Consider the following 18,705-nt stretch of genomic DNA (forward strand, 5'->3'; position numbering starts at 1 on the left):
ATGCTTCGCGCCTACTTCAAGGCCGGGCGCTGGAATTTACTGAAAACTATGGCAAATGCATCCTTCATACCCGCCTCTACATGACACGGAAAATTGGGAATGCGCCCCTTATAACCTGGCTCCCGGACGCCCTCCCCGAAGTCAGCCAAACCCATAGCCGCGCTCGACCCAGTATTGCCAATCGCCGATGGCTTCGAGCGTCCCTTCATCGGCATCGACCGCCTTGAGCTGCGTCAGGGGAAGAGCGAGCGAGCGCCCCTGCCAGGTCGTCAAGACGAACATCTCGCACAGACAGTCACCCTCCGGGGCCAGGCTAGCGACGATAACCTCCTCACCGACCCGCAAAGGGGAGGTCACCCGCTCCTGCATGCAACGCGCCTTGAAGGGAAAGGTCAGCTTATCGTCGAGATAGTAATACCAGCCCATGGCTTGCTCCTCGGCATCATAGGCGTCTACGACCACCTCCATCGTAATGCGATGCTCACGCGATTCGTCTTTTTCTCGGGTTGTCATCAAGAGTTACCTGTAGCGAGTTGCCGAGACGGGGCGAGCTTGGCCTCAAGGCCCAGCGCTCAGTCCCTTGTGCGACGAAAGAAGACTTCAGGCACGCAATGACGCCTGGGGGGCGTCCAAACAGCACTTCTTGTACTTCTTGCCACTGCCGCAGGGGCAAGGATCGTTGCGACCAACGGATTGACGGGGTGCAATCCTCGCCGCACGACGGGCGTTCCGGGCTTGATAGCCTCGATACAGTGCCTTCAGTCGAGCATGGCGGCCTTGAAAGAAGGACATGAAGGCGTCGGTCGCCACCTCTTCAGCGATCCGGCCCAACAACTGCGGGTCTTCTTCACCCGAAGTCGCGATCCGCCAGCTCTTGCTGCGATAGTCGAAGCGGAGCGCTGGCACCTCGCCGACCACATGGATCGCGTCGGATGGCGCGACGAGTTCCAATAACATCAGCACCACATCGGCGCAGTCGCAGGCGGATTTGACGCAATAGAGATCGTCAAGCTAAAAACGCCGACCCTCAATGTCCACAACCTTGCGCTCGGCGTAAGGCAGAACCTCTTGGAGACTCACCATGGTGGAGGCGCGCTCGATGTCATCCGCATCGAAGGTCGCCTCAATCTCATCGTCAGGGGTTTCGTCGGTGACTTTGCGTTTGTACGCGTAGAAGATGCGCCTCAATGACGTCCAATCCTCCGTGCTCAAGGCGCCGACAAAGGCCGTGCCGAGCTGTTGCTTCACGCCGCGCTGTCGCGAGCCCTGGGCATCCAATTCGCGCCTGTGGACGTCGATACCGAACTCAACAGATGGCGGCAACGGCTCTGCCTGGTCCGAATCCGCCCCCAGGTCCGACGATTCCGGCGACAGGCCCACATGAATCACGCCGCAGCGACACGCAGGGTTGTCACAGAAGCGAAGTCCGAGGTGATACCGCTGGCCGGCAAGCTCGCCGGAGTCGGGCGGAAAGGCGAACACGATTCGATTGTCTTTGGGTGTATTGATCTCTGTCAGCATGACATGTCACCGCGATAGGATTGAAGCAATGGACTTAGGGATGGAGGCAAAGATGGCGATGCTGGCGGGCTCTTCGGAGCAACAGCCCGCGCTGATTCGGCAGCCTCCGAGTTGCGTAAGTAGGCAGTCTGTCAGGGCTTTGATCTTAATGATAGCCTGAGCCGTGCGTGCAGGAGAATGCCCGAGTCGAGAGCCGAGACTTTGCCGCCAAGTGCCCAGCCGATGTTGGAGCCTCGGCTCCTCGACTTGGCCGCGCTCGGCTCCAGCTGCGCTGCCGGGACACTGAGCGCCGGGCAGCCCGTCTATCACAAGGAAGACATGCTCAAGTTCTCCCTGAGGTGGGCACCTCACTCGAGTGCGCTCCACCAGCCGCGGCGTATTCCACTGAAACCTGAGTCGCGTGGTCATGCGTCATGGTCTGGCGCGCCAGATGTCGCCGCAATGTGTGAGCCAGCCATCAGATCGCTCATGCCAGCTGCGAGAAAATGACGGGCCAGAAAACCTGGGCTGTATCGACTGAGAAAAGACCCTGCTCCAAGGTTTCGCAGAAATCATTAAGAGATCGGTGGGCGCACTGCCAAGAGCGGGCGTCGTGCCCTCAGTGGAACAGCGTATGCCTAATATCGACCCACAAACGGCCGAGCCAAGACTGCCGTTGGCCGCTATTCTCGCGCGGTTCCCACATCAAGCGCGGCTCTTTGGAGTAACGCTCATCGAACTCCTGCTGAGCCTGACTATCGTTGGGATCCTCGCGATTGTCGCCGTTGCGAGCTACGGGTTTCTCCGCGAGAAGCAGGACATCATTCAAGCAACGACCGATATCCAGACCATCGAAGGCCTGCTCGAACGCGACTTCACCACGCACAACCGCTACCCGGATTCCCTAGCGGAAATCCCGGGCGCCGCAGCGCTGCGCGACCCCTGGGGCAATCCCTACCAGTACCTCAATATCGCGACGGTCAAGGGGAAGGGTAAGGTCCGCAAGGACCATAACCTGGTGCCACTTAATACCGACTACGACCTCTACAGCATGGGCAAGGACGGCCGCAGTGTGTCGCCCCTGACGGCGAAGGCCAGCCGTGACGATATCGTGCGCGCCAACAATGGCGGCTTCGTCGGCCTCGCATCGGACTACTAGCGCCAGCGCGGCAGTGGCGAGCCATGAAGATCAGCATTGAGTTTCTCCGCAGCAGGGTCGCACGGCGCGTCTTCACCCTCTTCGTGATCTCGTCGCTGATCCCGGTCACACTTCTATCGCTGCTCGCATACGGTCAGGTGAAAGCGCTCCTTACCGACGAGCAGTACGCCGCGATCAAACAGAGCAACAAGAGCTACGGGCTGGCCGTGCTCGAGCGGCTGCTGCTGTTGGACAGCCAGCTCCAATGGGCCGAACGGGCGCTCTCGCAGGATGAAAATGGGAGTCAGGGGCGCGAGGATGCCGCGCGCACCATTGCGGCGCTGCAAGGGTTCCGCAGGGTAGAGGTCTTCACGCGCGCCCAGATCGAGCAAGGCCGCTCGTCACCGCTGAGCGTTCGCGAGCTTATCGAGCGGGAGCATGCCTATCTCGCGAATGACAAGGCCATTCTCCTCGCCGCTCCTCAGCCCCGGCTGTCCTCGCGCGTCTATCTGCTGCGCATGCTCAAGCGCGAGGACGGACCGCCAGCCTACGTCCTGGGCGAGATTCGACCGGGCTTCATCTTCGGCGAGCGCGACACCTTTTCTCAGGGGTCACAAACCTGCGTGCTTGATGAGCAGAATACGCCCCTTTTCTGCTCCCAGATGGACTACGAACTCAGTGCAGAGCAGCTCGAGGCACTGAGCCACTCGACCTCCGGACAGTTTGAGCTGACCGACGCTCAGGGCCATGAGCACCTCCTCAGCTACTGGTCGATCTTTCTCAAGCCGAACTTCTGGGTGCAGAAATGGACGATCATTTCCCGCGCGCCAGCATCGGCTGCGCTCGCGCCCATCATGGACTTCCGCCTCATCTTTGCCGGTGTCATCGCGCTGACCATGGCAATCGTCGCACTCCTGAGCGTTCATCAAATCCGCCGCAGCCTCATCCCCCTGGAGCGCATCCTCGACGGCGTTCGCCGCATTACCCAACGCGATTTTTCCCGACCGGTAGAGGTCGATAGCGGAGACGAGTTTGAAGTGCTGGCCAATTCCGTCAACCAGATGGCGATCACGATCGACAAGCAGTTTCACACCTTGTCGACGCTGGCCGAGATCGACCAGCTCATTCTCTCGTCCCTCAAGGCGGACGACATCGTGCGAACTGTCCTCACGCGCACCAACGAGATCCTAAGGTACGACCACATCAGCATGACGGTGATGGATACCGCGGGCAACGCCGTCTGTCATACGCTTGCGCATGACAGCCACCTGCGCGAGACCCTCTCCACCCGCTCGCTGCAGATCGAGCCAGCCGACATCGCCGCGCTCGCCCTTGAGCAGTACCTCATCAGCGATGCCGACGCCATTCGGACCGCCATCTATCTCGAGAGCCTCGCAGCCCAGGGCGCACGACGCGCCCTGACACTGCCCGTTCTGGTCAAGGAACAGGTCGCCGCGCTGATCTGCATCGGCTACGCGCAGCCGATCGTCATCGATAGGGAGGATATCGAGCTGGCGCGCGACCTCACCAATCGAGTCGCAGTGGCGCTGGCCAACGCCAGCTGGGAAGAGCAGCTCTACCACTTGGCGCACTACGACACGCTGACCGAGCTGCCCAATCGCCTGCTGCTGAAGGACAGATTGCATCAGGCGCTTGCCAGTGCCGAGCGACAAGAGACCTTCGTCGCCGTGCTTTTCATCGACCTCGACCGCTTCAAGAACGTCAACGACTCACTGGGCCATGTCGCCGGCGACTATCTGCTGCGCGAGGTGGGTGAGCGCCTGCGACATGCCCTGCGGGAGGAGGACACCGTCTCGCGGCTTGGGGGCGACGAGTTCGTCGTGGTGATCCAAGCGTCCAAGAATGCCCACGAATCCTTGTCGCTCACCAGCACCATGGCGCAGAAGCTGCTGTCGGAACTGGCGCGTCCGCTGCGTCTCAACGACCGCGAGATCATCACCACGGCCAGCATTGGTATCGCCTGCTACCCGACCGACGGCGAGACCGCCAATGAACTCCTGAAGAACGCGGATGCTGCCATGTACCACGCCAAGGCCAGCGGCAAGGACACCTATCAGTTCTACTCCAAGATCCTCAACGCGGAAGCCTTGGAGCGCTTGGAGATGGAGAGTTCCTTGCGCCGCGCGCTTGAGCGCAACGAGCTTGAGCTGGCCTATCAGCCCAAGTACGCGACGCAGAGCAAAGGCATCTGCGGCGCCGAAGCCTTGTTGCGCTGGACGCATCCGCAGCGCGGCCCAATCTCGCCAGGCGCCTTCATTCCGCTCTGTGAAGAGATCGGCCTCATCGTTCCAATCGGCGACTGGGTGGTGCGCGAGGTCTGCGGACAGCTCAACGCCTGGAGCGACGCGGGACTTGCGCCGATCCCGGTGGCGATCAACCTCTCCCCGGTGCAGTTCAGACAGCCCGACCTGATCGAGCGGCTGTTCAAGATCGTGGTGGAAACGGGCGTCGATCCAGGGCTCTTGGAATTCGAAATCACGGAAGGTGCGACCATGGAGAACATCGCGCTCACCACGGCAACGCTGAGCCATCTGCAGGCGCTTGGATTCCACATCAGCATCGATGACTTCGGCACGGGGCACTCGTCCCTGAGCTATCTGAAGCAGTTCCCCATCAACACCCTGAAGGTCGACCAGTCGTTCGTGCGTCATCTCAGCGAGAATTCGAAGGACGCGGCGATCGTCAAGTCGATCGTGACCCTGGCGCACAGCCTCGGCTTCACCGTCGTCGCCGAAGGTGTCGAAACTCAAGCACAGCTCGACCACCTGAGCGGACTCGGCTGCGACGCGATCCAAGGCTATCTCTTCAGTCGGCCCATCCCACCCCAGGAGTTCGCTGGACTCCTCGGCAGCGAACTCATGATTCAGCCCGCTCTTGGAGACCAGAGAGGCTCCGCTGGAACCTCCCCGATCACCAAAGCGCAAGCTCGGGCAGCCAACGAACCCAAGGCATTGCTCGACTGCTGAAGCGCCGCCGCCAAGCCATTGTCACCAAGACCTTCGCTCAATACACTGTCGCCAATTAGCAGCATGTGGCGAATTGAGCCGAAAACGCTCGCTTTGGCACTGCCCCGGCTCATGAGGTCGCTTTGGCCACGGGTATTCTCTATGATCGCTCATCAACCGATTGGCGTCTTCGACTCTGGCTTTGGCGGCTTGACGGTGCTGCGCGAGATTCGCCGACTGCTGCCGGGTGAGGATCTGCTCTATGTTGCGGATTCTGGACATGCGCCCTATGGCGACAAGCCGATGGCGGCCATTGAGGCACGCGCCTTCGCCATCACGGAGTTTCTGCTCGGGCACGACGCCAAAGCCATCGTGATCGCCTGCAATACGGCAACCGGGGCAGCGGCCCGATTGCTGCGGGCAAGGTTTCCGGTTCCGCTGGTCGCCATGGAGCCGGCGGTGAAACCGGCGGTCGAGCGCACCCGCTCTGGGGTGGTGGGTGTCTTGGCGACGCGCCAGACGCTCGCCAGCCACAACTTCTCCGTGCTGCTGAAGCGTGTCGGGACTGGGGCCGAGATCCTGCTCCAGCCCTGCCCCGGCCTGGTGGAGTGTGTCGAGCGCGGCGACTTGGACGGCGAACGGACGCGCGCGCTGCTGAGGGAGTATCTCGACGGACTCCTCGAACGCGGCGCGGATACGCTGGTGCTCGGCTGCACCCACTATCCCTATCTGACGCCGCTGATCCAGGAAGTCGCGGGGCCGGGGGTCGAGGTGCTGGACTCGGGCGCAGCCGTCGCGCGCCAGGTGCAGCGCCGCTTGCGTGATGCCGACTTGCTTGCGTCGCCTGAGCGGCTCGGCGAGGCGCGATTCTGGACCAGCGGCGACCCCGCAGCCCTGTCTGGTCCGATGCGTCGACTCTGGGGAGATGGCGTCGTGCTGCGCCATCTCGGCGAAGATCGGTCATCGCGGACGATGGAGACAGCCGGAGCATTGGCGCTCGAGTCGGTCTGAGCCTTCGCCACGCCGCAGCCGATCGGATATTCTGAGTCCACCTGCATGCTGAGCGAGGGGATACGATGGGATTGAGATTCGGAAGACAGTTCGCCAAAGCCACGCTGACGCTCTGGGCCCTTCTCTGGATCACCCTATCGGCTGCACCGCCGGCCGCGGCGGAAGAGCAATGTCTCAAGCAGGTCTTCGGCCGCTATTGCCTTGGCGGCGACCTCGAGCGTGCCGTGCGCGGCCAGCCGGCGCCACTCGGCCGTCAATCGAACGGCGACAGCTTGGCCCTGGTCTTTGCCGACGATGCCGACAAGCTCTATCTGCTCGCCTATAAGGGCCAAATCTACAAGGTGGTCCGCGCCTACGCCATTTCGACCCAGCTGCGCTTCGACGATATCTACAACGACTTGCGACACATCTATGGCGAGGGCGAGGACGACAGCCGCTTCCCGAGCTACGCGAACGCGCCGGCAGCGCGGCTCGCCTCGATCCGGCGCGGTGAAGGACGCGCGGTCCACCGCTGGAAGCCTTCCCCGGAGTGGCATATCGAGCTGTCTTGGACGCGGGAGCTTGGCGTCTCACTCGCCTATATCGCGACAGCCTTGGACGCCGAGCGCACGGCGCAGACGGAAGGCGGGCTCTGACACGCAGGTGCCGAGGAACCGCCCCGGAGCAAGTGTCCATCAATTGTTTCCCGATGCGAGCGATGCCGCCCGAAATCCCCCCTAGCCCCCCTTTGCGAAAGGGGGGGAGTTGTTGATGGACGCTTTCGGAGCAAAAGGCGCCTAGATCGGACCGACCTCGGAGCCAGAGATTTCGGACTGAGCGACGGGCCGGGCGAGGATGAGCGCGTTTTCCGCGTCGACCTCCGTCAGCTCGACATCCAGGATCCGGTTTCCCGCCTCCCCCGGCGAGCCGACGAGTCTCACCGGGAGGTAATTGGGCGTATATCCAGCGCGCCACGGCTGATCCCGCTCCTTGCTGGGACTCTCGTGGAGCAGGCTGACGCGCTTGCCGATCTGGGCGCGCATCACCGCCAGCTTGGAGCAACGGAGCAAGCCTTGCAGGTCTTGGCAGCGCGCCTTCTTGATCGCGGCATCCACCGGATCCGACAGCTTGGCGGCTAGGGTGCCGGCGCGCGGCGAGTAGCTGAAGATGTGGATGTGGCCGAAGGCCATGGCCGCCGCGAAGTCGAGCGTCTGGCGCCAGTCGGCATCAGACTCCCCGGGAAAGCCGACGATGATGTCGGTCGTCACATTGAGGTCAGGCACGCACTGCCGTCCGCGCGCGACCAGTCGCGCGAACTCATGCGTCTTGCAACGACGCGCCATGCGCTTGAGCACGGCATCCGAGCCGCTCTGCAGCGGCAGATGCAGATGCGGCATGAGGCGCGGATCCTGGAAGAGGTCCCAGAAGGCATCCGGCAGATCCCAGGGCTCCAGGGAGCCAATGCGCAGACGCGGGATCTCCGTTTCGGTGAGGACACGCTCGATGAGCCCTGCCAAGTCGGCCCCGAGGTCAATGCCGTAGCCGCCGAGATGCACCCCCGTGAGCACCACCTCCTTGACCCCGCTGCCGTGCAGACGCTTGATGGCCTCGACCACCTCGTCCATCGGTCGGCTGCGCTCGTCGCCGCGCGCTTGGGTGGTGATGCAGAAGGTGCATTGGTAGCGACAGCCGTCCTGCACCTTGACGAAGGCACGCTGGCGCCCGCGCGCGAACAACGGGCTGGCAACGTCGGTGACCGCCAGCTCGGGCATGGCCGGGATCTCGAGCGTCTCCAGGGCGATGTCGACCAGACGATCCTTGTCTGCATTGCTCACGACGAGATCCACACCCGCCTCGCGCGCCAGCGCGTCCGCCTCGAGGGAGGCGAGACAGCCGCTGATGACGAGGCGAGCGGTGGGCAGCGCGCGGTGGCTCTTGCGCAGGATCTGGCGCGACTTGCGCACCGCCTCTTGGGTCACCGCGCAGGTGTTGATCACGACGAGATCCGCGGGCTCGCCCTCGGCGACGACCTGGAGCCCCTGGCGTTGAAAACGCTCGCCCCAGGCCTCGAGTTCCGCCTCATTGAGGCGGCAGCCGAGGGTCTGGAGCTTGACACGGTGTGGTCGAGACATGGGATCGGACCTTGGGCCGCGCGCGGCCCCCAAGGGCTCAAGCAAGGGCGGTCTGACCCTTATCGGGCACGCTGGGCGGCGGCGGAGGCGTCGGCGAATTCTGATGCATGAGCAAACGCCAGCCTTCGGGGCCGCGACGAAAGACATTGGTCGCATAGATGGGCGGCGGCGCCTGACCTGGCCCCTGGTTCGGGCTACGCTCTTCGACCAGGTGGATCGCGACCTCATCGCCCTCGATCCAAGCGAGGTGTCGCACCTGGAGATCGAACTTGCCGCCTTGCTCGAAGATCGCCTGCCACAGACGCTGAACCTGAGGCCCGCGGGCCATGGGTGTCATGGGCAAGAGACAGACGACATCCTGCGATGACTCCCAAATCCGCGCCATGGCCTCGACGTCGCCGCCTTCCAGGGCGTCATAGTAGGCGTCTTCGACGTCTTGCGGGGTCTCGAATTGCATGCGGAAGGGATCCTCCAGATGGGGGGTGAAGATTGACGCCGCCGCCCTTGGGTTACCAAGCGCCCGGCTGCGACACCGCGGCACGCGGGATGCGGAGCCGAATGCGGCCATCGCTTTCCTCGCGCTCCATGGCGTCCAGCTTGGCGTCGGCCGGCAAGCCGATGCGGCGCGTGGTCACACCGCGCGAGATACTGTAGCTGCGGCGGTAGCCTTCACCGCCCGGCAGCCGGTCCTCGCGATCGACTTGGGCGGACTTGCTGTAAGAGATCACCAGTCCCCGACGGGTCGGCTGGATCTTGACCTGGTCCGGCTCGATGTTCTGGACACGAATGTCGATCAGATAGGCATCGCCATCCATCTGCCGCGAGACGTCGAGGTGCGGAATCATGGGCAGGGCGCTCAATGGCCGGCCGTAGCCGCGCCAATCTGGACCAGGCGCTTGCGGCGCCTCCGCCGCAGGCTGGCGCTCGACCACAGGGGGTGGAGGCGGCGGCGCCGCATAGGGATCTCTCATCCAGCCGCCTGGATACTCGGGAGCAGCCGGCATGGCGTAGGGCTGGGGATAGGCCCCTGGATAGCCCCCGGGATAGCCGTAGTAAGGCCCAGGCACCGGTGCCTCGGGGGCATAGGGCGGCGACCAGGCGAATGCGAGTGCGGGAACGGCGGCTAGAAGGGTCGCGGACCAAAGGGATCTCGTGAACATTGAAGGCGTCCTCATGCTGAGCTGTGTTATCGATGCAATGGGCTCATGCGCACCTGAGTGCCTAAGTATAGGGCCGCTCGGGTGGAGATGTCCGCCGATCGCCGCGCGCCTCGCGTCCAGTCAGGCTCCGCGCGTCTAGGTCGCATCCTGTGACGGTCGCGCAGGAGAGCCGGCATCAGTCGGCACGGGTGGCGCCGCGCGCCCGCCAGGTTGGGCGCTCCCGAGCGTCGATCAAGCCATGCGCGAGCAGCCAATCGCGGGCGTCCTCGGCATCCTGCTCCAGCCAGGCGCGCGCCGAGCCCAAGCGAAAGCTATAGCCCCAGTCGTCCATGTCGCGGAGCATGCGGTCGCGACCAGCGCCGGGAATGGCGTCCGCGAGCAGGATCTGTAGATAGCAGACCGCGTCTTCTTCCGCATAATCGCCGCCGGCATCCGTATGCAGCCGGGCGCGGCGCTCCGCGTCCATGCAGATCCAGTGGCAGGCCTCATGCAGGATCGAGTGCAACGGCGTCGAGCGACGCGCGTAGAGCCGGTCGCCGATAAGTCCCGCCTCGAAATCGCCCCAGTAGGAGCCGGGAATCGGCTCGGCGTCCTCCAATTGGACAAAGCTCAGACCAAAGCGTCCGAGCATCTCCCTAATTTGGCTCGCGTCGGCGAGAATGAGCACTTGCCGTCTCCTGATTGACAACTGGTTCAAGCCCATGCCCGAGAGTCCGCTGTCCCAACTGCTCGAGACCACCGACTTCGCCTGGCAACGTCCGGCGGCAGCCCCAGGCGCGCTGACCAACATCCAGTGGCGCGCGGACCGCTGCGACACCGGGTCCATTCTCTTCTTCCAGCGCTTCGACGACGGCAAGACGGACCTGGAGATCTACGAGCGCTATCTCGCGCGCTGCCCCTGCGCCGTCCTGATCACGAACCGCATGCTGCACTGCTTCGACCGCATGCCGCTGAAGGGCATCCATGTGACCCGACCGAGCGACTGGGCCGAGGTGATAGGCCGCTTCTGCGACCTTCTCTATCCGCTGCGCCCGGACCTCAAGTTTGTCGGCATCACCGGGACCAACGGCAAGACCACGACCCTGAAGTATCTGGAGTCCATCCTCGCGGCCCAGGGCCAGCGCGTACTCTCGATCGGCACCCTGGGCGTCTTCCGCAACGGCGAGCGCCTGGTCGAGACCGGTTTCACCTCGCCGCCGCTGATCGAGCTGCGCCGCCTGCTGCGCGATCAGCAAGACGACTGCGACCTGGTCATCATGGAGGTCAGCAGTCACGCCCTAGACCAAGGCCGCGTGCATGGGATCCCCTTCAGCAACGCCGGTTGGACCAACTTCACCCAAGACCACCTAGACTATCATCGCGACGAGACGGCCTATTTTAACGCCAAGGCGCGCATCATGGACCTCATCCAAGCGGGCGGCCGACTCTACTGCGCGAGCCCGGCGGTGGCGGAGCGGCTGTCAGCACTGGGCATGGCGCAAGCGCCCGTGGAGTTGGTCGCACCCGCCGAGGTCGGTAGTGCGGCCATCGCGGCCAAGCCCTTCCTGGCCCTGGAGCACAACCGCGCCAACTACGCCCTGGCATCCAGTCTGGCGGATCGGCTGCTCGGCGAATCCGCGTCCGCCTACTGGCGGCACCTGGAGGCCGTGGACGGGCGCTTCGAGTGCCGGGTCTTCGGCAACCGCACCCTCGTGGTCGACTTCGCCCACACGCCGGATGCCCTGGAGGCCATTCTATCCGCCATCCGCGCCGGCTTCCCCGAGGCCCGAGTGCTCACGCTCTTCGGCTGCGGCGGCGACCGGGATCAGAGCAAGCGTCCGCTCATGGGCGCGGCCGTGGCGCGTCATTCGGACCAGGTCATCATCACCTCGGACAACCCGCGAACCGAGGCGCCCGAGGCCATCATTGCGGACATCTTGCCCGGGATCCCGGAGCAGATCCGCGAGGTGGTCGTGGAGCGTCCTGCAGCGATCGCGCGCCTCTTCGACCTGCTCGCCGAGCGCCCCGCCGAGGAGCCTTGGGTCGCGCTCATCGCGGGGAAGGGACACGAGCGCTACATCGACCAGGGCGGGCGCAAGACTCATTACAGCGACCAGGACGAGGTTGCCCGCAATGCCGAGCGGCTTGGCTGGCGCTGATGTCAGGCTCGAAAATCGCGTCGCTTCTCGGGAGACGCGCATTGCGCCGACGCCTCGCGCAGCGAGACGCGACGCTGGAGCATGAGCGCTAGAGAGGACTGCAGATGCACCAACTTTATTCCATCCCCGTCGGACTGCTGACCGGGATTCTGCTTGCGCTGCTCTTACCCAGCGGCGCGCCCTATGTCGCTTGGGCGGGACAGATCTTTCTGTCCTTGCTCAAGCTGCTCATCCTGCCGCTGATCCTGGTCTCCATCTACGCATCCCTCTCCGGCGGCACGGATCTCAAACGCATCGGCGGGCGCACCCTGCTCTACTACCTGATCACCGCTGCCATCGCGGCCACGCTGGGCACCGCAATCGGGCTCGGTTTCTCGGCCGACCTGCCGGCCGGTCTGCTCGATCTCGAGCAAGTCGAGCAGGGCGGAGCCGACTTCAGCATGGCGCACCTCGTCGGCAACTTCATCCCGACGAACCTCTTCGCTTCTCTGGCGGAGGGCAACATCCTGCACATCGTCTTCGTCGCCGTGGTCGCCGCGCTCGCCTCGCGGCTGATCGCGGAAAGCGAGCGGAATCTCCTGCTCAACGGCGCCCGCGCCCTGGACGCGCTGCTCATGCAGCTCCTGCGCGGCGTGCTCGCACTGGCGCCCATCGGCATCGCGGCGCTGGTCTATGCCAGCCTGGCGAACATGGATTGGGCCGGTGTCTTCCAGCTCCATGCCTTCGTCTGGGCCGTAGCACTCGCGGCCGCACTGCACGCCCTCGTCGCCCTCCCTCTTCTCTATCGCGCGCGCACCGGGCGCTCACCCTGGCCGTTCGTCGCGGCCTGTCGCGCCCCGCTGCTGACAGCCCTGTCAACGGCGTCCAGCTCCGCGACCTACCCGGTGTCGAAGCAAAGCCTGGAGCGCCAAGGCATCGCCGAGCGCGTCACCAGCTTCACCCTACCCCTGGGTGCCACGCTCAACATGAACGGCTCGGCGCTCTATCAGTCCATCCTGCTGATCTTCATGTCACAGCTTGCCGGCGTCGATCTGACGCTGCCGCAGGCGATCTTCATCGTCCTGCTGACCATGGCCTCCTCCGCCGGCACCGCAGGCATCCCTGGCGGCGGCATCGCCATGATGGCCTTCATGCTCGACCTGCTCGGACTCCCGCAGACCTATCTCGCGCTCTACATCCTGGTCGACCGCTTCTTCGACTATCCGATCACGGCCATCAACGTCTGGGGAGATCTCGTCGTCGCAGCCATTGTCGACCGCGACGTTCGGCGGATGTAGTCGGAAGGCGAGATCAGCGCGCCCCGACCCATGCCTCGAAAAGGTCTCGATCATCCTTTGGTCCAACCGCGCTGTGGGTGCGCGCGGCCTCAGCGTCGCCGCTTATCCTCGCGCAACCGCTCGGCGTGGTCATCGTAGGCATGATTGAAGGCATCGCCGAAGACCTTCGCGAAGTCCTCGGAGACGTCGTCTGCGATCTCCTCGAAGGCCGTCATGAAGTCATCCCAGCACTTCGCCTTGCGGGCATTTGGAAGCAGTTGGCTCAATCCCGCCTGCCCCGCGACCTCCTGCTCGATGGCATGCGGCTCCAGACGTGCTAGCAAGGCCTTCAAGACCGCACGGAAGCCCGCCATCATGGCCTCCTGATGGACTTCGATGTCGTCGAACGCCTGGCGTGCGGCCTGGGAGGGATCGAGATGTCCCTGCCCGGGCCGCCAAAGCACCCGCGCCAGCGTGTCCTCGAGATCAAGGCAGAAGCGAAAGGGATTGCCACCGTCCGCACGGGCGGGCGACATGCCAGGGCGCAGCTGATTCTTGAAGCTGTCGTGGGCCATGGTCACCGTCGCCAAGCCGTGCGTCATGGTCCTGAGCAGCTTTCCGGATGTGCGCAGAAGATGGCCCGAATCGCCGATCTCGTCCGCATGCCCTGCCCCGAGCCCAGCGAGAAAGGCCTCGACCTGCGCACGCTCAGACGCGGAGAGCGGCTTCTTGGGCGGGGCTTCCATGGAAGCGCGAATACGGGTCGCGTCATCCAAGACGCAAGCCTGCCCGAGTCCAGCACCACCGCTAGGCCCTTCCATGGTGCGTCCTGGATCGAAGGCACCGAAGACAGGATTGTCCGCGCGCGGCTCGGATGCAGGGGAAGTCGTCAGCCCTTGCCCGGCCTCGGCGGGCATTGCAGCATCCGCGATGCCGCCCGGAACCCCTTGCAAACCGCGCACGCTCGGTGCGTCGCAAGCCTCTTGCTGGACTCCGACCCCGCTAGCCGCTGCGGAAACCGGCGCACCTGCCGGAGCGACCGAAGCCCCGAGCGGCGCGACGCCTTGTGCAGTGTCTTGGAGCCCCGGCTGAATCGCAGGATCCATTGAAGGCTCGCCACCCAGCACGCCGGGGAGCGGCTGCCCAGGCGCTTGGGGCTCAGGGTCGCGACCCGACAGGGCTTGGCCTGGTGCAGCGATCCGCAGGAGCTGCGTTGGGGCATCAGCGCTCACCGAGACGTCTTTCCCCGACAAACCGCCGCCGCCATTCGCGCGAGGATCCTCCGCAGCTGTGCCGGACGGCGCCGTCGGAGCCGCCACTGGCGACACCGATTGGTGAGGCGCGGACTCTCGGGACCGCGCTGGCGGCGAGCCATCGCTGCGCGCCAGGCTCGGCGCTTCCTGCCGGACCAAAGGTCTCGAGTCACCCGCTAGGCTCGGCGCCTCAGCGGTATCAGACAAGGGGGCTTGGACATCCGCCTGAGTTGGCGCTTGACACTCCCGGTTCCCGGAAGGCGCCTCCGCCTGGGTGCGCGGCGCCTCCTGGACTGGGAGGATCAGTGTCGGCGCGTCAGCCGCCGTCGTGTTCGGATGCGCGAATGGCGATTCCGCGGACGCCCTCTCTTCAGCCCCGGACCAGGCTGGGGAGCCGAACGCGGCATGCGGTCGCGCCATCCCCCTGTCGCTCGCCGTTTCTGGAGCTTGCCGCGAAAACTCAACATCAAGGGCGACCAGGGTGGTCGGTACATCCGCTGGATCAGGCACCGAGGACTGATCTGATGGCTGCGACACCATCGGTCGCGGCTCGTCCTCAAGACGCTCAGCGTGACGCTGTTCGACACTTGCCCCCGTCACCTGAGCCGCCCCGGCATCGAAAGCGGGTGGCGTGATCCAGCCTTCCGGGGCTGCGCCCAACTGCTGTGTCTCCGCCCCTAGCGGCGGCGTCTCGCGCTGAGGCGACGGGTCATCGGCCGGCGCGGTCGGGCCAGGGCCGATCAGATCCAGGATATCTGGACAGGAGGCTCGACTCGGCGCCGCATCGGGAACAAAGCTCGACTCGACCCCATCAGCAGCTTGCGCCGGCGCCGCCCCGGCCTGGACCAAGGTCACCTGGACGACGTATCGGCCAATGGTCAAACGGTCACCATCGCGCAGATCGACCGAGTGGCTCGGATCGAGCGGCGCTTCGGCGTCGTTGAGAAAGGTCCCATTGGTGCTGACATCGGTCACCACGAAGCCACCGCCGCGGCGGTCGATCATGACGTGCTGGCCGGAGATCTCGCGCTCCGGATCCGGCAGCTGGAGCTGGCACGCGGCATGGCGGCCGATGACGCAGGTGTCACCCGTAATGCGCGCGGCCAAGGCACGCTGGGGTGGACGCCCGTCGTATGTCAGGACGCTGAGAGCAAGCTCCGCCTTCGGCTTCATCACTAAGCTGTCTCCTCCATCTTTGAGCCCCATCCAGCTGCACGGAATCATAGCGAGATGCGCGCCGCCCGCCCAATCGGTCCAGATTGGCCGGCTCATTGAGTCAGTCTGGCATGCGCTGACAGCCGACGTTGCGGTGCGCGGGCTCGACGCCAATCCCCTCGAAAGGCAGCGCCCTCACAGGCTCTAGTCGCAGGCGCTAGAGGGCACCGTCTGGCGAAAAGCGGGCCGGGAGCAACTGCAATCGACTAAATTGCGTTGACAACAAGAATAATGACGATAACGATTCATAAATAGCACAGTATCACTCTCAGGTTTCGCCGAGAGGTGCAAAGGATGCGCCTGGACGCATCGCCAAGGTAGGTAGGCTCGCGTTCATCCCGAATTTGGTATGACATATGCTCAGACTCCAGCCGCAGCAACTGAGGACCGCAGGATGGAACCCGGATACTGAACTCATGCCGCCGTGCCGACCAGCCCCAACCCGACTCATCGACAGGCAAGACGCTGGCATCGAGCAACATCCTCGGATCGGCAACAAGGGATTCAGGCAACGCGGAGGACAAGTATCGGTGACGGCCAGCAGAGAAATCGGTGCTCGAACGAGGGGAAGCGCCCGGTTCACGCCAGGCGACGAAAGCAGGGCTCGGACACCCGGCAAGCGACTAAGGGCTCAACACCACGCGAGGCCCTCGCCCAGAGCATGCTTATGAAGCCAAGTGACGCAGGCGGCTATCTTTGGCGCTCAGCAGAGCGCTCACACGTCGGCAAGGTCCGACAAGTCAACGAGGACTCGGTGCTCATGCGGCCTGATCTCGGCATTTGGGCAGTCGCCGATGGTCTCGGCGGCCATCAGTGCGGCGACAAGGCGAGCCGAATGGTCGTGGATGCGCTCGCTGAAATCGCGCCGGGGGCGGATCTCGAGGGGCTTCTCATGACAGCCCGCGACAAGTTGATCGCGGTAAACGATGGCCTGATCCAAGGCATCGCGGACCTTCCGGGCAGCACGCCGGGAAGCACCGTGGCGTCACTGATCGCGCTGGGAACGACCGCTGCGGTGCTCTGGGCCGGAGACAGCCGCGTCTATCTCCTGCGCGACGGCAGGCTGCGACGCTTGAGCAAGGACCACAGTCAGGCGGAGGAGCTGGTTCAGCGCGGACTGCTCGACCGGCAGGACGTGGTTGGCCACCCGGCCTCGAGCGTGCTGACCCGTGCCGTGGGCGCGGCCGGCGCGCTGGAGCTGGAGGATGTGGTGATCGATGTCTTTCCCGACGACTACTTCCTGCTCTGTAGCGACGGGCTCTACAACGAAGTCAGTGAGCCACGGATCGAGCAGCTGCTCGCCGAGCATGACTGCGAGTCGGCGGCCGAGGCGCTGCTGCAGCTCGCGCTGAGCGGAGAAGCCAGGGACAACATCTCAGTCGTCGCCATTCAGGTCGAGCCAGAGCAAGACAGGGCCGATTGCTCCGAGACCGCCCTCAATCCCGTTTTCTTCCGTCGGCCCGACACACGAGAATCCTGAGCCATGCTACTCAGCCATCCGTCAGCGTCGCGCGGACGCTTGCTTGTCAGCATTGCCCTCGCCGTGGCAGCCAGCGGCTGCGACCTGAAGGCACCCGAGTACGTTCGCCCGGACCTGCCCCAGAAAGACAGCTGGCAGAACGCCGCGCAACAGCCCGTCTCGGCGCGGACGACCATCGACCCCCAGTGGTGGCGAGGATTTCGCAGCCCAGACCTCGACAAGTACATCGCCACCGCCATCGATGACAACGCGGATCTGAGCGTCATGGCCGCTCGCATCGAGGTCGCAAGTGCCGGAATCGACCAAGCAAGCGCCGCAGGCAAGCCCACCGTCCTTGCCGGAGCCGGTCTGGACGTCAACACCTTCACCCAGCCTGGACTCACCAGGACGAGTCAGCAGTACAGCGCCGCCGCGACCCTGGACTGGGAGCTGGACATTTGGGGTAAGTTCGCCAAGGGCGTCGAGGCGCAGGAGGCCGAGGTCGCCGCCACTCAGGCGGACTGGCGCGCCGGCTATCTCACACTGGTGTCCGATGTCGCCACCGCCTTCTTTGCCATTCGACGCTTGGACGAGCAGATCGCTCAGCAGCGCACGGCCGTCCGCCGCAACAAAGCCATCCTGTCGATCTACGAGACCCGCTACAGCGAAGGCCTGGTCCCGCGCACCGCGCTCTTACAGCAGGAGGCCGAGGTCAAGGGTCTCACCCAGCAGGAACTCGAACTCAAGCGCCTTCGTGAGATCACGGTCAATAGCCTCGCCACCCTCATCGGCGTGCCTGCGGGCAATCTGCGCATTCCCGAGGGATCCCTGACCCGGTCGGTCAACTTGCTTCAGGTGCCAGCGGGACTCCCCTCGGATCTCCTCAGCCGCCGGCCGGACATCGTCGCCGCCGAGTATCGCGCCCTGAGCCAAGTGAAGCTGGTCGGGCAAGCGCGCCTCGCTCAATTGCCCTCCATCGGACTGACGGCACGGGGCGGCACCGCGAGCGCGGCGCTGAGCAACCTGCTCAAGGCCTGGACCTTCGGCCTGTCCCCGAGCGTCAGCCTGCCCATGTTCGACCCCAACGTGAAGGCGCAGATCAAGGTCAGCGAGGCGGAGATGAAGCTCGTGGAAGCTCAGTACAGGTCCGTCGTCATCAAGGCGTTCGAGGAAGTCGAGAGCGCCTTGGTCACCCTGCACAGCCGCAAGCAGCAGCGCAAGGAGCTCCTGGACCGACTCGCGAATCTCGGAGAGGTGGCGAAGCTGAACCGCACCCAGGTCGAGGCCGGGGTCATCTCTCAGCTCGACCTGCTCGAATCCGAACGCTCCATCGTTGCGGTCGAGCAGGAGGTGCTGCAGAACTACTTCCAGATCCTCACCGATACGGTCCTACTCTATAAAGCACTCGGGGGCGGCTGGTCTGCCACTCGGGTTGCCGCCAGTGGCTGAGGCAAAGCGACAGGGCCGACCGGCGCTTGCAGCGGCCGACTTGAATCAT

16 protein-coding genes are annotated in these 18,705 nt (G+C 64.4%); 8 read left to right on the forward strand and 8 right to left on the reverse strand.

Annotated elements, in window-relative coordinates; genetic code table 11:
- Positions 1 to 141: 141 nt before the first annotated feature.
- The 3 genes from G3480_RS15595 to G3480_RS15605 all read right to left on the reverse strand — a co-directional run bounded on the left by G3480_RS15595 (position 142) and on the right by G3480_RS15605 (position 1,521).
- Positions 142 to 513: a calcium-binding protein gene (locus G3480_RS15595; protein WP_164654822.1), complete on the reverse strand. Its 372-nt coding sequence runs from the start codon at positions 511 to 513 to the stop codon at positions 142 to 144.
- Positions 514 to 600: 87 nt separating this feature from the next.
- Positions 601 to 957 carry an SEC-C metal-binding domain-containing protein gene (locus G3480_RS27920; protein ID WP_206171742.1) on the reverse strand — a complete coding sequence of 119 codons (357 nt, stop codon included), beginning with the start codon at positions 955 to 957 and terminating at the stop codon, positions 601 to 603.
- 54 nt (positions 958 to 1,011) lie between these two features.
- On the reverse strand, positions 1,012 to 1,521 hold the full coding sequence (locus tag G3480_RS15605) for a hypothetical protein (RefSeq protein ID WP_164654823.1): 510 nt from the start codon (positions 1,519 to 1,521) through the stop codon (positions 1,012 to 1,014).
- A gap of 613 nt (positions 1,522 to 2,134) precedes the next feature.
- Between G3480_RS15605 and G3480_RS15610 the strand changes: the two genes are divergently transcribed.
- The 4 genes from G3480_RS15610 to G3480_RS15625 all read left to right on the forward strand — a co-directional run bounded on the left by G3480_RS15610 (position 2,135) and on the right by G3480_RS15625 (position 7,250).
- Positions 2,135 to 2,659: a prepilin-type cleavage/methylation domain-containing protein gene (locus G3480_RS15610; protein ID WP_206171743.1), complete on the forward strand. Its 525-nt coding sequence runs from the start codon at positions 2,135 to 2,137 to the stop codon at positions 2,657 to 2,659.
- A 23-nt stretch (positions 2,660 to 2,682) separates the two neighbouring features.
- Positions 2,683 to 5,625 (forward strand): putative bifunctional diguanylate cyclase/phosphodiesterase, encoded by a 2,943-nt coding sequence (locus tag G3480_RS15615; protein WP_164654824.1) that lies wholly within the window; start codon positions 2,683 to 2,685, stop codon positions 5,623 to 5,625.
- 141 nt (positions 5,626 to 5,766) lie between these two features.
- Positions 5,767 to 6,615 (forward strand): glutamate racemase, encoded by an 849-nt coding sequence (gene murI, locus G3480_RS15620; protein WP_164654825.1) that lies wholly within the window; start codon positions 5,767 to 5,769, stop codon positions 6,613 to 6,615.
- Positions 6,616 to 6,680: 65 nt separating this feature from the next.
- Complete coding sequence (locus G3480_RS15625; protein WP_240905848.1) at positions 6,681 to 7,250, forward strand: hypothetical protein; 570 nt, start codon at positions 6,681 to 6,683, stop codon at positions 7,248 to 7,250.
- Between the two features lie 141 nt (positions 7,251 to 7,391).
- On the opposite strand, the gene mtaB is transcribed toward G3480_RS15625, so the two are convergent.
- The 4 genes from mtaB to G3480_RS15645 form a co-directional block, all read right to left on the reverse strand.
- On the reverse strand, positions 7,392 to 8,726 hold the full coding sequence (gene mtaB / locus G3480_RS15630; protein WP_164654826.1) for a tRNA (N(6)-L-threonylcarbamoyladenosine(37)-C(2))-methylthiotransferase MtaB: 1,335 nt from the start codon (positions 8,724 to 8,726) through the stop codon (positions 7,392 to 7,394).
- Between the two features lie 37 nt (positions 8,727 to 8,763).
- Positions 8,764 to 9,183 (reverse strand): YybH family protein, encoded by a 420-nt coding sequence (locus G3480_RS15635; protein WP_164654827.1) that lies wholly within the window; start codon positions 9,181 to 9,183, stop codon positions 8,764 to 8,766.
- 52 nt (positions 9,184 to 9,235) lie between these two features.
- On the reverse strand, positions 9,236 to 9,886 hold the full coding sequence (locus G3480_RS15640) for an Hsp20/alpha crystallin family protein (protein ID WP_164654828.1): 651 nt from the start codon (positions 9,884 to 9,886) through the stop codon (positions 9,236 to 9,238).
- A gap of 175 nt (positions 9,887 to 10,061) precedes the next feature.
- Positions 10,062 to 10,517: a hypothetical protein gene (locus tag G3480_RS15645; RefSeq protein ID WP_167752472.1), complete on the reverse strand. Its 456-nt coding sequence runs from the start codon at positions 10,515 to 10,517 to the stop codon at positions 10,062 to 10,064.
- 70 nt (positions 10,518 to 10,587) lie between these two features.
- On the opposite strand from G3480_RS15645, the gene G3480_RS15650 reads away from it, so the two are divergent.
- Positions 10,588 to 12,024, forward strand: a complete 1,437-nt coding sequence (locus tag G3480_RS15650) for a Mur ligase family protein (RefSeq protein ID WP_164654830.1) — start codon at positions 10,588 to 10,590, stop codon at positions 12,022 to 12,024.
- Between the two features lie 104 nt (positions 12,025 to 12,128).
- Positions 12,129 to 13,301 (forward strand): dicarboxylate/amino acid:cation symporter, encoded by a 1,173-nt coding sequence (locus G3480_RS15655; RefSeq protein ID WP_164654831.1) that lies wholly within the window; start codon positions 12,129 to 12,131, stop codon positions 13,299 to 13,301.
- Between the two features lie 89 nt (positions 13,302 to 13,390).
- Here the strand turns inward: G3480_RS15655 and tagH are convergent, their stop codons facing one another.
- Positions 13,391 to 15,706 carry a type VI secretion system-associated FHA domain protein TagH gene (gene tagH, locus G3480_RS15660; protein WP_164654832.1) on the reverse strand — a complete coding sequence of 772 codons (2,316 nt, stop codon included), beginning with the start codon at positions 15,704 to 15,706 and terminating at the stop codon, positions 13,391 to 13,393.
- 709 nt (positions 15,707 to 16,415) lie between these two features.
- Between tagH and G3480_RS15665 the strand changes: the two genes are divergently transcribed.
- Together G3480_RS15665 and G3480_RS15670 are read left to right on the forward strand one after the other, a co-directional pair.
- Entirely contained in the window at positions 16,416 to 17,228 is an 813-nt protein-coding gene (locus tag G3480_RS15665; protein ID WP_164654833.1) for a PP2C family protein-serine/threonine phosphatase, read from the forward strand.
- A 3-nt stretch (positions 17,229 to 17,231) separates the two neighbouring features.
- The gene (locus G3480_RS15670) at positions 17,232 to 18,656 is read left to right on the forward strand and encodes an efflux transporter outer membrane subunit (protein WP_164654834.1); all 1,425 of its coding nucleotides are present in this window, start codon (positions 17,232 to 17,234) and stop codon (positions 18,654 to 18,656) included.
- Positions 18,657 to 18,705: the final 49 nt, after the last annotated feature.

The sequence above is a fragment of the Thiorhodococcus mannitoliphagus genome, from assembly GCF_010915725.1.
GTDB classification, from domain to species: Bacteria; Pseudomonadota; Gammaproteobacteria; order Chromatiales; family Chromatiaceae; genus Thiorhodococcus; species Thiorhodococcus mannitoliphagus.

What these genes read in the sequence shown, in the direction of transcription:
- G3480_RS15595 (WP_164654822.1), bottom strand. Translation starts at nt 513, where the DNA reads ATGACAACCCGAGAAAAAGACGAATCGCGTGAGCATCGCATTACGATG.
- G3480_RS27920 (WP_206171742.1), bottom strand. Translation starts at nt 957, where the DNA reads ATGTTATTGGAACTCGTCGCGCCATCCGACGCGATCCATGTGGTCGGC.
- G3480_RS15605 (WP_164654823.1), bottom strand. Translation starts at nt 1,521, where the DNA reads ATGCTGACAGAGATCAATACACCCAAAGACAATCGAATCGTGTTCGCC.
- G3480_RS15610 (WP_206171743.1), top strand. Translation starts at nt 2,135, where the DNA reads ATGCCTAATATCGACCCACAAACGGCCGAGCCAAGACTGCCGTTGGCC.
- G3480_RS15615 (WP_164654824.1), top strand. Translation starts at nt 2,683, where the DNA reads ATGAAGATCAGCATTGAGTTTCTCCGCAGCAGGGTCGCACGGCGCGTC.
- murI (WP_164654825.1), top strand. Translation starts at nt 5,767, where the DNA reads ATGATCGCTCATCAACCGATTGGCGTCTTCGACTCTGGCTTTGGCGGC.
- G3480_RS15625 (WP_240905848.1), top strand. Translation starts at nt 6,681, where the DNA reads ATGGGATTGAGATTCGGAAGACAGTTCGCCAAAGCCACGCTGACGCTC.
- mtaB (WP_164654826.1), bottom strand. Translation starts at nt 8,726, where the DNA reads ATGTCTCGACCACACCGTGTCAAGCTCCAGACCCTCGGCTGCCGCCTC.
- G3480_RS15635 (WP_164654827.1), bottom strand. Translation starts at nt 9,183, where the DNA reads ATGCAATTCGAGACCCCGCAAGACGTCGAAGACGCCTACTATGACGCC.
- G3480_RS15640 (WP_164654828.1), bottom strand. Translation starts at nt 9,886, where the DNA reads ATGTTCACGAGATCCCTTTGGTCCGCGACCCTTCTAGCCGCCGTTCCC.
- G3480_RS15645 (WP_167752472.1), bottom strand. Translation starts at nt 10,517, where the DNA reads ATGCTCGGACGCTTTGGTCTGAGCTTTGTCCAATTGGAGGACGCCGAG.
- G3480_RS15650 (WP_164654830.1), top strand. Translation starts at nt 10,588, where the DNA reads ATGCCCGAGAGTCCGCTGTCCCAACTGCTCGAGACCACCGACTTCGCC.
- G3480_RS15655 (WP_164654831.1), top strand. Translation starts at nt 12,129, where the DNA reads ATGCACCAACTTTATTCCATCCCCGTCGGACTGCTGACCGGGATTCTG.
- tagH (WP_164654832.1), bottom strand. Translation starts at nt 15,706, where the DNA reads ATGAAGCCGAAGGCGGAGCTTGCTCTCAGCGTCCTGACATACGACGGG.
- G3480_RS15665 (WP_164654833.1), top strand. Translation starts at nt 16,416, where the DNA reads ATGAAGCCAAGTGACGCAGGCGGCTATCTTTGGCGCTCAGCAGAGCGC.
- G3480_RS15670 (WP_164654834.1), top strand. Translation starts at nt 17,232, where the DNA reads ATGCTACTCAGCCATCCGTCAGCGTCGCGCGGACGCTTGCTTGTCAGC.